A 13355-nucleotide genomic window follows, 5' to 3' on the forward strand; every position below is an offset into this window, starting at 1 on the left:
TATGTAAACAAATGTTACAATATTGGAGTTAAAACAGTTTAACTGCTTGACATTCTCTAGAAGAGTAGTTAATGTAATATACATACCCGGGTAAACAAGTTGACTGTCATATGCAAGACAAGCAAAAAATTACGTTATATATCCAACCAGAACTGCATCGCAAGCTCAAAATTAGGGCAGCAGTTGACTCGGAACCAATGTCATCAATAGCACAAAGAGCTATCAGTTTCTATCTAGAACACCCAGAAGTGGTTGATGAAGCAAGTTCAAATTACGGACAAACCCACCGGGTATATACTTGTCCAGAATGTACGAGTTCAGTTGTGATGCGAGAAGGAGAACTGGCCTCCTTAAAAAATCAGCCAAGTCTATTGGCAGACAAAAATATTCCAGTAAAGGAAACTCCGGAAACAGAAAAATCTGAAGCTCAACCGGGAGAACAAGAGTTAGTTCCCTGCTGATAAATGTATAAACAGCTACATCTGACGACTATGCAGCAGTAGAAGGTTACGATAGTTAAATCATCTGAATAACTAATCGTCATACTGCTAAGGACAGCAATCGTAAACTCAATTAAGCCGTAATCAATTGTACCGTTTTTATTTGATCGAGGACTATGAAAGAAGAAATTAACATTCTCATCCAAGCTCAATATCCTCTGATCTACCTCATAACATCCGAGGAAGAACGTTCAGAACAGGCAATTGCAGCGATCGCTCAACTTAAGCCTCAGTCTCAGAAAAAAGTATTTGTTTGGACAGTAACTCACGGAATAGTAGAGTATGGTCAAAGCAAAAACACTACTCAACATAACACAGTCTCACCAGAGGCAGCTATAGAGTGGGTAATCAGACAGCGGGATGCTAACAATAACTCTGGAATATATATATTCAAAGACTTACATCCATTTATTGACTCACCGCCAGTTACTAGGTGGTTAAGGGATGCGATCGCTAGTTTCAAGGGCACAAATAAAACAATTATATTGATGTCCCCAGTGCAGAATGTTCCGATAGAACTAGAAAAAGAAGTAGTTGTACTTGACTTTCCACTGCCAGATATGAAGGAGTTGAATAGAGTCTTGTCACAACATTTAGGGAAACGTAACATTTCTACAGAAACGAGGGAAAAGCTCCTAAAAGCAGCTTTGGGTCTCACGAAAGATGAGGCTGAAAAAGTATATCGCAAAGCTCAAGTAACAGCAGGACGTCTGACCGAACAAGAAGTTGAGATTGTACTGTCTGAGAAAAAGCAGCTAATCAAGCGTAACGGCATATTAGAGTACATCGAAGAGGATGAAACTATTAATGCTGTAGGTGGGCTAGAAGAGCTTAAACATTGGTTAAGACAACGTTCTGATGCTTTCACAGAGAGAGCTAGAGAATATGGCCTACCTCAGCCAAAAGGTATGTTAATCCTGGGGATACCTGGATGCGGGAAATCTTTAATAGCAAAGACTACATCTCGACTTTGGGGTTTACCGTTATTACGCTTGGATATGGGGCGAGTCTACGATGGTTCAATGGTAGGACGTTCTGAAGCTAATTTACGAAATGCTCTAAAAACAGCCGAGTCAATATCACCAGCTATACTATTTATAGATGAATTGGATAAAGCTTTTGCTGGTAGTACTGGTTCGGCCGACTCTGATGGAGGAACTTCCAGTAGAATATTTGGTTCATTCCTGACTTGGATGCAAGAAAAAACTTCCCCAGTATTTGTGATGGCAACTGCCAACCGAGTAGAACGTTTACCGGGAGAGTTTTTACGAAAAGGTAGATTTGACGAAATTTTCTTTGTAGATTTACCAAATAAAGAGGAACGTCAAGATATATTCAGAATTCACCTAGCAAAAAGACGTCGAGAAATAGAACGCTTCGATCTAGATCAATTATCTAATGTTTCCGAAGGCTTTTCAGGTGCAGAAATAGAGCAAGCCATTATCGCTGCTATGTATGAGGCATTTGCTCAAGATAGAGAATTTACACAGCTAGATATTATTGCCGCCATTAAATCTACACTACCGTTGTCGAAGACCATGACAGAGCAAGTGACTGCACTACGAGATTGGGCAAGACAACGTGCGCGGCCTGCTGCAGCTTCAGTCGCCGAGTATCAAAGACTGGAGTTCTAAAAGCTTTCTCCTGGTCCAAACAGGAGTAAAGGCTAGTAATCTCGATAAAGTTACTAGCAGTGCCTAAAAAAAACCACTTTGACTCTAGATCAACTGAACGATTCTGAGCAGTGGTAATGTTTCATAAAAACCGTTGTTGTTTCTGTTTTCAGTTTTAAAATTAGGAGGAAACTCGAATGTCTCACTTCAGCACACTGCGTACCAAAATCACTGATTCTGAAATCTTAAAAGCTTCTCTACGTGATTTGGGCATCACAGTTAAAACTAACGCTGATGTTCGTGGCTATAATGGCCAACGTGTACGTTCAGATATCGTTGCTGTTCTCGAAGGTGAATATGATTTAGGTTGGTCTTCCAATAGTGATGGTTCTTTTGACCTCATCGCTGACCTCTGGGGTGTTGCTAAAAAGCACAATCAAACAGAGTTGATCAACTCCATCAATCAGAAATATGCTGTTAACAAGACTTTAGCTGCTGTTAAGCAACGTGGTCTGCAAAACGCTAATGTCAAGTTGGTTGTGCAGAAGTAATTTATTTGTGCGTTCCCAAGTTTGCGGGTTAACCAAGACCGGGTTAGCCCGTTTTTTTAGTTGCTTTGTTTGGCAGAAGGAAGAGGGAATTTTAACAATTAATAATTAATAATTACCTTTCCTTAAAAAGAAGAGGATTTCTCAAAGGAAAATTTTTTCCTGTTTCTCCTTTTCGGTAAGGCTATTTTTAATAGCTGTTCCCTGTTGCCTAGATTAATAAAACTTTAGTACCTCCAAGGCTCGAAAACTGCTATAAGTTTGCAATAAACAAAGAATAATGATATTATAATAAACTTTTTTTTATTTAATCAAGCTTACTAGAGATAATAAAGAATAAAAATATAATTTGGCTTAACTGAAAAACTCCAGTATGATAGCTGTAGAGTTTAACAATATCTAGATACGATCAATAGCACTAATTTTCATGCAGACAGAAGCTTTCAGCGAGCTTTTTCCTCTGTTTAAGGGAGCAAACCCAGAAACCTTGGAATGGCTACTTTCAGTTGCAGTAAAACACGAATACCCCTCAAATAGAGTAGTCCTCATGGAAGATGCTTGGGGTAATGCAGTTTACTTCGTGGTATCCGGTTGGGTCAAAGTTAGACGCAGATTGTCCCCTGACAACTCAGTGGCACTGGCTATTCTAGGGAGAGGAGATTTTTTTGGAGAAATGGCTATTCTAGATGAGTCACCACGCTCAAATGATGTTGTTGCCTTATCACCAGTACGTTTAATTAGTATTTCAGCTCAAAGATTTATTCAAACTCTCTTCAAAGACCCTCAGTTACATCATCGAATGCTTCAACTTATGGTCAAACGTCTCAGGCAAACAAATATTCGTTATCAACTGCGCCATAGACCCCCTGCAGTCAAACTGGCTAATACATTAGCAGAATTAGTAGAAAATTACGGTCAGACCACAGAAAAGACTTCTGAAATATTTAATATTTCTGACCAAGATTTAGCTGATGTTACAGATATAACAATTGAAGAAGCTAGTAAAATAATGGAAAAACTAGAGGCTAAGGGATGGATGAATAGAGATACAGAAAATCAGATAATTCACTTACTTAATCTCAAACATTTAATGCATTTAGCAAGTCAATAGACTTAAGAAGCATTAAGCTATCAGCGGTCAGCTATCAGCTATTAATATTAATTCATTGCCTTGATAACAGGAATTAGTATGGAGAGATTTAAGGAGAATTCAAAGTATTGGAAAAAAACTAACCTTGACTTTAAGCAGTATATATTCATTATTGATAAAACAGCTAAAAGCCTATTGCGCAGCATTCCGCAGGAAATGCTTACCGATAGAGCAATAATAGTTGACTAAAAACTAGATGAATAATAATATTTGACACATTAAAAATTCAGTCAAAAAGCAAAAAAAATCTCTAATTTTGCCTGATAAATAATGTTTATTAACCTTTGAGGGATTAAGAAGAAATGTATATACTAAAATTAAATGGAAATAGTTCATATCAAACATAAATAACCATGACTGAAGCTAGAGCAGTGTCCCTCAGTCCCACTATAAAAAAACCAGCAATTCAATATCAAGTATTTATGCCTCATCCAGAATCTCATCTGTTTGAGGTTAGTTTGCGTGTCCAAGTTGAACAGCTATCTTCTTCATTACAAAAAGCTCAAAAACTGGATTTAAAGATGCCAGTATGGACGCCAGGTTCTTACTTAGTTAGAGAATATGCTAAACATTTACAAGATTTTTGTGCTTATAGTGAAAATGAAAGTTTTTTACATTGGCAAAAGCTCAGTAAAAATCATTGGCAAATAGAAACTTCAGGAAGCTCTGAAGTAATAGTACAGTACAGGATATTTGCAAATGAATTAACAGTACGCACTAATCATTTGGACTCTACGCATGGTTATTTTAATGGTGCAGCTTTGTTTTTTGACATTCCTGGAGCTGAGAAAAATTCGATTTGGATAAAAATTATTCCACCTAAACCTGATTGGAAAGTAGCGACTTCTTTACCAGAAGTTCCAGACTCTTATCATACATTTGAGGCAGTAGATTTTGATACTTTAGTAGATAGTCCTTTTGAAATAGGTACTCATCAATTATATCAATTTGAAGTACAAGGAAAAGCACATCAGTTAGCTATTTGGGGCAAAGGTAATGCGGAACCAGAAAAGTTAATTCCAGATATTAAAAAAATTATTGATGTAGAAGCAAAGTTTTTTGGTGGTTTACCTTATGAAAAATATCTATTTCTATTGCATCTATCTGGACAGGGGTTTGGTGGCTTAGAGCATAAATTTAGCTGTACTTTAAATTATCCTAGATTCAGTTTTAGGAGTAAGGAAAAACGCGATCGCTTCATGCAATTAGTCGCCCATGAATTTTTTCACTTATGGAATGTTAAGCGCATTCGACCTAAAGCTCTAGAAGTATTTAATTATGAACAGGAAAACTATACTCCTTCTCTATGGTTTTGTGAGGGAACAACTAGCTATTATGACTTATTAATTCCTTTAAGAGCTGGTGTTTATGATGTTCAAGCCTTCTTACAAGGGTTAGGGAAAGAAATTACACTTCTGCTAAAAACAATAGGACGAAAGGTACAACCCCTAAGTGAGTCTAGTTGGGATGCTTGGATTAAACTTTATCGTCGGGATGCTAATAGCAATAATTGCCAGATTTCCTATTATTTAAAAGGAGAGATGGTGTCTTTATTGCTAGATTTATTAATTAGGGAAAAACATCAAAATCAATGCTCGTTAGATGATGTAATGCGCCAAATGTGGGAGAAGTTTGGTAAACCAGAAATAGGCTTTACTCCTGAACAACTGAAAAGTGTAATTGAAGAAGTAGCAGAACTAAATTTGGATGATTTCTTTGAGAGGTATATTCATGGTTTAGATGAGTTGCCTTTTGATGAGTATCTCAGACCTTTTGGATTAAGACTTAAGAGAGAAGACAATAAATGGCCCGATTTAGGTATGAATGTCGCTACTAACAATGGCAAAGAAATAATTAAATTTGTTGCAGCACAAGGGCCAGCACAGTTGGCGGGATTGGATGCGGGTGATGAGTTATTGGCAATAGATGGTTTTCGGGTAGGTGCTGATAAGTTGAGCGATCGCCTCAAAGATTATCAACCAGGAGATTCAATTGAAGTGACGGTTTTTCATCAGGATCGACTTCTAACCCATAAGGTAACTTTAGCAGCTCCTACTCCTAGTAATTACCAAGTGATACCAGTGAAAAATCCTACATATAAACAAGCAGAAAACTTTGCAGGATGGTTAGGGGTGTCATTGGAATCTATTTAGGGAGTAGGGAGTAGGGAGTAGGGAGTAGGGGGTAGGGAGTAGGGGAGCGGGGGAGTAGGGGAGTAGGGGAGAATTTTTTTGCCCAACTATGCGCTAAAAGTGCGCTCCTTTTTGAGCATGAAGAGCTGAAAACCATGTATTTTTTCAATACCTAAAAAGGCTAAAACCTTTATCTGGTAATTATTTGATATTTAATCAGCAAACCCTATTTAGGGAGTAGGGAGTAGGGAATAGGTAGGGACGTTGGATGCAACGTCTCTACAGATTATTATGATTAGGAAATAGGCAATTTTCAAAATGATATTTATACCATTAGTACTTGTGCTGATGGTGAACCTCAGACAGGGAAATTTTTTCCCCCTATTCCCTGTTCCCTGCTATAACATTTGAGAGTAGCTTCCATAATATCTGTAGTTTGACCTGAAACTGTGTATACTAAAGCCTCACGATAAACCCGTTGCGCTCCGTGGTTTTTGTGATTAGCTGCACCACTAGAAACAGTAACAGCAGCAGCAGCACAACGCTGGGCTAAATTAATAGCTGTTGCTCTGAGGTGGAGTTTTTCGGCAAAATCAGTATCAGGATTTTTATTGGCTTCTTCTATGGCATTTCGACATCTATCAACCTCAGTTTGTAAGGAAGAAATTGCATTTGGGATAAAAGGAAGAAGTTTCGTTTTTGATATTTCCTTCATAATATCTATACCTGCTAAAGCACATCCTAAAGCAAAAGCACTAAAATATAGAACTTTTTGTCTATCGTTGCTGTTAATCCAATTTACAGGTTTGATAGAAACTACCTGCTCATCAGGTAAAAACCAATTTTTTACTGTAGCACTAACAGTATTGGTTGAAGTCATAGCGCACAAAGGCATTATTTCTGAGAAAGTAATACTGCCATTTAATTTAGTGGTTTCAACAAAAGGAAGTACACCAAAAACTGCTTTGCCATCAGGTAATTTTGCTGCAAGAATAAATTCCTGAAATATACCCCACCCAGTTATCCAAGGTACAATTCCTTCTATATAGTATCCACCTGTAGTCGGGAAAGCTTTTACAGGTGCTTCTCCGGAACGTCTGAGTTGAGAAAAGCCTATTCCTAACAAGATTTTGCCATGGCTTAAATAAGGTAGATATTGTTGTTGTAATTGAGTATTTTGACTTGATGCTAACATTGCTGCTGCACTTTGATGTTGAGTTTGGAGAAAAGCTAATGCACCAGAATATCTTGCTATGAGTAATTGATAATTAAAAAAATCTTGCTGATTGAATTCTAAACCACCCCACTTTTGCGGAATTTTTAGTCCTAATAATCCCGATTTTCCTAAAGCCATTAAAGCTGTTTTTAATGTTTCTCGATCGCTATCTATTTCATTAGCTATAGGAGCTATAACTTTTTGTAAAAAATAACTTTCTATTTCCTCTATATTTGGGATTATTTCTGAGTTTTTCGGTGGGGGTGATATGGTCATAAACAAATTATCAGTGAATTTTTATTTATTATACAGCGTATTCCACTTTGATGAAGTACACCTACGCGAGCAAGATGCTCGCACTGATAGGATTTAATTATTAATATCTGTACTTCATATACTTGGAATTTGCTGTATCTTCAAAAAGGTAGAAGGTCTAATATCATGTGCGTTTAATTAGGGCTTGCTAGAATAAAGCTAAAAGTCAGTATAGTTAAGGCTATGGAACTTTTTATATTCAATTTATCTCCTAAGTTATTGGCTCTTATTGGCATCAATTTATATCATGTCCGGATGATTAGTGATAAAAAAACTTGTTCCTCTTTATACCTTAAAATTTTCTCCTCTTCCCTCCTGTAGTGGCGATTCGCGTTTGCGCAGCATTCCGCAGGAAATCGCCACTACAACTCCTGACTCCTCCTCAGTTATTGATAAGTATTCAACCGGACATGATATTACTGAAATTTTCTTGAATTTCAGCAGAAAATTTCTTCACATAAAATGACCGAAACCATTGCCTGTTCTCCCATCTCCGCGTCTCCATGTCTCCGCGTCTCCGTGTCCTACCACCACCATTTTTTTACCATTTCCCCATACCTCCCCAAGTTGCTCCAGAAAAACAGCCAGCAATTGCACCCAAACCAGCACCAAAAATTGTTGAAAGTATAACAGTAAAATCTTGATCAATTCGCATAAGTCTAACTAAATCTATCGACCAAAGTTGCGGTAAAATACTACCCAAAATCACCCCAATAATTACTCCCAAAAAACACCCCCAAGTTCCACCTAAAAAAGCACCTCTGAACCCTGATAATTTTTTTGGTAAAGATAAAGTTGGCGCACCTAAAATTGGTCCTAAAAAAGCACCACCTATAATCCCACCCATTGCACCTACACCTATTGCTGGAATCATACTACTTAGAAATATTGATACTAATTCCTGCCAAGTATTACTATTCTCGTTCATACTTTCCTGAAACACAAAAGCACCAGCTAAAACTGCCCCAATAACTGTTCCCAAAAAAGTACCCCAAATAGCACCTAAAAACAAACCACGTCTTCCCCAAACTCGTCCAGGCCCAGGCAATGTTAAAGGTGGTTTAAAAGCACTCCAAAAAATACCCCAAATAGTACCTAAAAATCCTCCAAATAAAACTGCTTGCCCAAATGACTCCATACGATTGCCAATTCCATATACACTACCACTAATAGCAATTGCAATAAACCCTCCCCAAAATGCTCCAGTTAAACCTAAACTACCACCAGACATTCCCACAGGAATAATATATTGCCAAGCTAAAGCAAAAAAACTGCCCCATAACATTCCCACAATCGTACCACCAAAAACTGCAAGGCTACCTTTAATTATTCCTAACACTAGACCTGCTACTGCTGCTGCACACAATACTCCCCAAAGGCTACCCCACATAGCATCTTTAGCAATACCAGTAAAACCATTTCCACCACCTGGTAGAGGAATTATTGGTAATGATGGTGGTTTAGCTTTAGTCAAAATAGGTGTTAATAAAGGTTGATATTGACCCATTTTTCTGTTAATAATAATGGGTTTTGGCGGTGCTGGTTTTCGGGGAGTAGTAGTTTTTTGCTCACCCAAAGACAATAATTTTCGTTGTTTCGGTTGAGCTGGTTGCAGATGTTTCTTATTTCGTACTGCTTCTCTTGATGGAAAAGGATCGCGCCCTTTTAACTTTTTTGTGCGATCGCACCACGGACAAGATTTTAAGTGATTACTATACAAATGCTGATGATTTTTTTGACAAATTATCAAGCTATCTTCTGCTTCTCGTAGCGCCTGCAACCAAATTTTAGTATCTGGACGCTCTTGAGGATGTTCATGCCCTTTTTCAAAACAATCAATAAACAATTCTTGTATACTGGGATGCAAAATCTTAAAATCTGGTGCAAGTGGCGTTGGGCGATAGGGAACTCGCTTTTTACTGTATGGAAAATGACCTGCTTTAATTCGAGCTTCAAGACTGGGTGGTTCACCTTTACCTTGATAAACTCCAGCAAACGGGTGAGTGCCCTCCATCAAAACCTGAAATATTAACACCGCTACCCCAAATAAATCATGTTCTGGTAGACGATCTACTTCTCGAAAACTTTGACCTTGTAATTCTGGGGGTGTAAATTCTAGTTTTCCCACTGGACAACGATAAACTTCTAGAGTGTAGGGATCGCACACTTGAAATGAGTCTGTATCCACTAACGTCACTAAAGCAGTATCTGTTACCAAAATATTTGACTCATTGAGATCGCCTATAGCATAACCACTCTTGTGTAAAGCATTAACTGCTGCTACTAAATTACGAGCTGTGCGGTGAAGATAACGATAGTTAAACAGAGGTTTTTGTTCTCTACGGTTTCTAGGATTATAGAATATATGTATCGGTTCAGCTCTAAAAACACGGGGCATTAGAAAACCGATGATTTTCTGTTTACTGTTGGGAGTGTGTAGTAGGTCTACAGGCCATGCGATCGCTGAATGTCCGGCTGCCATCGGTGCGTCTGGTGGATGAGAGAACATCACAGTCAGTTTATCAGCATCTTCATCTGTGGGTTTATGGTAAATCTTGGCCACTAATGAAGGGTCTTGGAGTACAGGATAGATACGGCCTTCCCCACCGCCACCAATCGAGTTTTGGGTGTCTAATGTGATGAGTTGTCCACTAAACTGACGTTGCAACTGCATGGGTGAGGGTAAATTTCCTAAAAGTATTTTTTTGTTGACGCTACTAAATTATATCATGTCCGGTAGTATCGGAGCATTGACTTAATCAGAGAATAACGATAATTTTCTGTTTTTCATAAATTTTGTATTTATCTCTAATTAGCTAGTGTGGTCTCTTAATACAGGGTATTAAAGTGTTGGTTTTTAATTGTGCGAAGGCAGAAACTGAACGTATGGATAGATATCATAAAATGTAGAAAAGTTTTTGATAAATGGTATTACTCAAACTCTGGTGCCCACACTTCTGCTACAGGTAATTTCCATCCAGGCAATATTTCTGCTACTTCTAAAACATCCCCATCTCTGAGGACAATTTTTTCTCTCATAAACCGATAAACTTCCATTGTCCGACTGCGGGGGTCTACTAATACACCGACAATAGTTCCTAATTCTAGAAAGTCTTGTATTTTCTCAAGCAATTTTGCTAATTTATCGCTCTGAGATTTAACTTCAAAAATTAGGTCGGGAACTAATTCTATATAATCTTCTGTGGGGCGGGGTAATTTTTCTGCACGAATAAAAGAAGCATCTAGTGTGCGAATATCTCTATCTGCATTCGGTAAACGAAAGCCTCCACTAGAAGCAATAACTCTACCTAATTTCCGAGGTCGTACCCAGTTTCGTAACTGAGCAACTATCTCTGCTGCTACTTCATCTGATTCTAAACCAGAAGGACTCATAACAATAATTTCTCCACTGACTAATTCCATCCGATAATCTGGATAGTCTACTTGCAACTTTTTTAAATCTTTAACCGTTAAATTTGACATAAAATTATCTCTCCTTTTTTTATGTTTAATTCAATATTAAAATCTCACCCCTTTACCAAAGAATTACAGTTGAAATCTTATGAATTAAAGAAGAAATAAATCAAACAAACGCTTTTACTCAATCCTTTTATTTTAAGTATAGGTAATTATTAATTATTGATTTTTGAAACCCTAAACCTAAAACCCACAATTTTTGTTTTTTGATCTATTTCCTATTCCTTAACTAATAAGTTGCAAACACAACTCTCGAAAGCGATCGCCTCGTTGTTCAAAATTTTGATATTGGTCGAAACTTGCACAAGCAGGAGACAATAATACAACTTTTGCATCATACTTTTTTGCTAATGCTGCACCTCTAATTACTGCTCGCTCCATTTCTCCTACTATTTCATAATTATGAAAGTTAATTTTTTGTAGTCTTTTTGCAAAAGTCTCAGCAGCATTACCTATTAATAAAACAGCAGCAACTTTTTCTTTAATTCGTCGTAACCAGTCGTTATCATTACCCTGTTTAGCTTCACCACCAGCAATTAATAATACAGGCCCTGGTACAGCACTTAAACCAACTGCTGCTGCATCATAATTTGTTGCTTTACTATCATTGAGAAAATCTACTCCATTCCAAGTGCAAATATATTCTAAACGGTGGGGTACACCAGGAAATGTTTTTACTGCTTCAGCGATCGCCTCTTTTTCTATTCCTGCTAATTTCGCTACTGCCACTGCCATCAATAAATTCTGCTGATTATGATTTCCCAACATTCGTAGCGACTCTACAGAAACTATTTTTTCCCCAAATGCTACTACCCACCCATCCTCAATGTAAATTCCTTTGGCAGTATCTCCCATTAAGTTAGATTTACCTTTGATGCTTGTCCAGTGGGCATTATGTCCAAGGTTAATTGCATTTTGACGTATATACGAATCATCGCTATTGAAAATTTGTATTTGAGAGCGATTTAATAAAGATGCTTTGATATTAAAATAATTTTCTATTGTATAGTGGCGACTCAGATGATCGGGGGTTAAAGTAGTCCAAACGCCAATTTGAGGTGCAAGAGTGCTAGATGATTCTATTTGATAGCTGCTAATTTCTGCAATTATCCAATCTGGCGGAGTTTCTAATAAAGCTAATTCACAAGCAGCATAGCCAATGTTACCACAGGCAGGGGCATTGAATCCTGCGGTCTTAAAAATTGCAGCAATTAAAGCAGTGGTAGTAGTTTTGCCATTAGTGCCAGTGATGCCTACCCAAGGGGAAGATTTGAGATATCGCCATGCTAATTCCATTTCTCCAATAGTTTCAATTCCACTTTCTCTGGCACGTTGGAGTGAAGGTAGATCCCAAGGGACACCAGGACTAACAATTACTAAATCTAAAGATGTTTCTGGTTCAAATGAATAACCTAATTTAACAGTAATACCTTCTTGAGCTAATTTTTGTTGCTGTTTTTCAAGAGATTCGGATGTGTTGCGATCGCTAAGTTCCACTTCCCAACCATTTTTCTTTAGCAGTCGCGCAGCAGCAACACCTGATTTTCCGAGACCAATAATATGAGTTTTTGGCATAATAAATATTTTTTGGTAGATATTTTGGTATACTTGTAAGTTACCAAATGATAGTCATTTTGATTTTACAGCAGAGTGGGCTAAAAAGCTTTTGTTGGGATGGCTCTTTTCATAGTTAGATATCTCCAGAAGAGAGTTAGTAGGGAGTAGAAAGTAGGAGAAAGAATTGATAATTTCTGTGTGATAATTTATTTTATTTTTTATGATTGGAGATAAGCTAAGATGCATTTTAAATACACCTTAGCAAGTCAGAAGTAATAGGAATTGTAATTTATATTAGGTACATAGCAAATAAGTTGTTTAAATGCACAACAGCTTATCTATTAAAAACTGACAATTTTAACCTTCAAAATTTCAATCAAAGCACTATTTATAGGTAAGTATTCAGCTATTAGTGGTCAGGATTTCTCTACAGAATGCTACACAAACAGCAATGAAAATGAAGCTAAATAGGGTTTCGCTCATAAAGTCTTTTTGTAGGGATAGGAGACAGGAGAATTGGGAATTTAGAACAAGTAGGAGTAAGAATTGTCCCAAGATTTTTCTGCCATAATCATCCCAAAATACTAGCTTTTTGCAGCTCTTACCACCGAAAAGTTAGTACTTTATTAGTATCTGCAAAGGCTTAAACCTTTGCCAGTAGAAACTTTGATGTTTAATCAGCAAGCTCTAAATAGTTCAAGCAGTAGTAGACTGACACAGCACTTTTAACTTTTGACTTTTAGAGTATATCTGAAAAGTTTTTTGATACTGAATTTTGCCCCCCCTGGCCTCCCAACTTTGGGGGGAACAAAAGTCAATTACTTTTCATTAATTGATAATTGATAAT

At 37.4% G+C, this 13355-nt stretch carries 9 protein-coding genes; 5 read left to right on the plus strand and 4 right to left on the minus strand.

The window, feature by feature from the left end:
* Window positions 1–110: 110 nt before the first annotated feature.
* The 5 genes from AC3DU7_RS10275 (at window position 111) to AC3DU7_RS10295 (ending at window position 5964) form a co-directional block, all read left to right on the plus strand.
* Window positions 111–461, plus strand: coding sequence for a slr0373 family blue light stress response protein (locus AC3DU7_RS10275; RefSeq protein ID WP_488039254.1), 351 nt, complete (start codon window positions 111–113; stop codon window positions 459–461).
* Window positions 462–616: 155 nt separating this feature from the next.
* Window positions 617–2134 (plus strand): stress-responsive protein Ycf46, encoded by a 1518-nt coding sequence (ycf46, locus tag AC3DU7_RS10280; protein ID WP_488039255.1) that lies wholly within the window; start codon window positions 617–619, stop codon window positions 2132–2134.
* 176 nt (window positions 2135–2310) lie between these two features.
* Window positions 2311–2664: a DUF1257 domain-containing protein gene (locus tag AC3DU7_RS10285; RefSeq protein WP_202219736.1), complete on the plus strand. Its 354-nt coding sequence runs from the start codon at window positions 2311–2313 to the stop codon at window positions 2662–2664.
* A 424-nt stretch (window positions 2665–3088) separates the two neighbouring features.
* The gene (locus tag AC3DU7_RS10290) at window positions 3089–3772 is read left to right on the plus strand and encodes a Crp/Fnr family transcriptional regulator (protein WP_488039256.1); all 684 of its coding nucleotides are present in this window, start codon (window positions 3089–3091) and stop codon (window positions 3770–3772) included.
* A 392-nt stretch (window positions 3773–4164) separates the two neighbouring features.
* A complete protein-coding gene (locus tag AC3DU7_RS10295) occupies window positions 4165–5964 on the plus strand; it encodes a M61 family metallopeptidase (RefSeq protein WP_488039257.1) in 1800 nt (599 codons plus the stop codon).
* 337 nt (window positions 5965–6301) lie between these two features.
* Here AC3DU7_RS10295 and AC3DU7_RS10300 read toward each other — a convergent pair whose 3' ends face one another.
* From AC3DU7_RS10300 to murD, 4 genes are all read right to left on the minus strand, one after another.
* Window positions 6302–7435, minus strand: a complete 1134-nt coding sequence (locus AC3DU7_RS10300; protein WP_488039258.1) for an acyl-CoA dehydrogenase family protein — start codon at window positions 7433–7435, stop codon at window positions 6302–6304.
* Window positions 7436–8015: 580 nt separating this feature from the next.
* Window positions 8016–10148, minus strand: a complete 2133-nt coding sequence (locus AC3DU7_RS10305; RefSeq protein ID WP_488039259.1) for a DNA-binding protein — start codon at window positions 10146–10148, stop codon at window positions 8016–8018.
* Window positions 10149–10405: 257 nt separating this feature from the next.
* A complete protein-coding gene (locus AC3DU7_RS10310) occupies window positions 10406–10957 on the minus strand; it encodes a Uma2 family endonuclease (RefSeq protein WP_488039260.1) in 552 nt (183 codons plus the stop codon).
* Between the two features lie 219 nt (window positions 10958–11176).
* Window positions 11177–12526 (minus strand): UDP-N-acetylmuramoyl-L-alanine--D-glutamate ligase, encoded by a 1350-nt coding sequence (murD, locus tag AC3DU7_RS10315; protein ID WP_488039261.1) that lies wholly within the window; start codon window positions 12524–12526, stop codon window positions 11177–11179.
* Window positions 12527–13355 lie beyond the last annotated feature (829 nt).

It is taken from the genome of Okeania sp. (genome assembly GCF_983059655.1).

Coding starts and splice junctions, on each gene's coding strand:
- AC3DU7_RS10290 (WP_488039256.1), top strand. CDS start 3,089: ATGCAGACAGAAGCTTTCAGCGAGCTTTTTCCTCTGTTTAAGGGAGCA.
- ycf46 (WP_488039255.1), top strand. CDS start 617: ATGAAAGAAGAAATTAACATTCTCATCCAAGCTCAATATCCTCTGATC.
- murD (WP_488039261.1), bottom strand. CDS start 12,526: ATGCCAAAAACTCATATTATTGGTCTCGGAAAATCAGGTGTTGCTGCT.
- AC3DU7_RS10310 (WP_488039260.1), bottom strand. CDS start 10,957: ATGTCAAATTTAACGGTTAAAGATTTAAAAAAGTTGCAAGTAGACTAT.
- AC3DU7_RS10285 (WP_202219736.1), top strand. CDS start 2,311: ATGTCTCACTTCAGCACACTGCGTACCAAAATCACTGATTCTGAAATC.
- AC3DU7_RS10275 (WP_488039254.1), top strand. CDS start 111: ATGCAAGACAAGCAAAAAATTACGTTATATATCCAACCAGAACTGCAT.
- AC3DU7_RS10300 (WP_488039258.1), bottom strand. CDS start 7,435: ATGACCATATCACCCCCACCGAAAAACTCAGAAATAATCCCAAATATA.
- AC3DU7_RS10295 (WP_488039257.1), top strand. CDS start 4,165: ATGACTGAAGCTAGAGCAGTGTCCCTCAGTCCCACTATAAAAAAACCA.
- AC3DU7_RS10305 (WP_488039259.1), bottom strand. CDS start 10,148: ATGCAGTTGCAACGTCAGTTTAGTGGACAACTCATCACATTAGACACC.